This is a genomic window from Shigella sp. FC1967 (assembly GCF_001743005.1).
In the GTDB taxonomy this organism is placed as follows: Bacteria; Pseudomonadota; Gammaproteobacteria; order Enterobacterales; family Enterobacteriaceae; genus Proteus.
On sequence record NZ_MIIZ01000191.1, the window covers coordinates 1 to 272 of the forward strand.

Below are 272 nucleotides of genomic sequence, written 5' to 3' on the forward strand. Positions count from 1 at the left end.
AAACCTGATACACGGTTCTTATTAACAAATTTCTAATGATGCGTGGTTTGGTAATTCAATTGGTCCTTGGCAACATTTCCAAATGGCAAGAATGCGTTCAGTCAATGATGCCAAAATAACCGCCGCTATTTGCTACGAAATTATTTTAGGAGAAACAAGTCCGTGCTAATTTTAAACCTGATACACGGTTCTTATTAACAAATTTCTAATGATGCGTGGTTTGGTAATTCAATTGGTCCTTGGCAACATTTCCAAATGGCAAGAATGCGTTC

At 37.1% G+C, this 272-nt stretch carries 1 pseudogene; it reads left to right on the forward strand.

Annotation, left to right across the window (positions count from 1 at the left end):
* Positions 1-112 precede the first annotated feature (112 nt).
* Positions 113-272, forward strand: a pseudogene (locus BHE89_RS27260) (nitrilase-related carbon-nitrogen hydrolase); the annotation flags it as partial.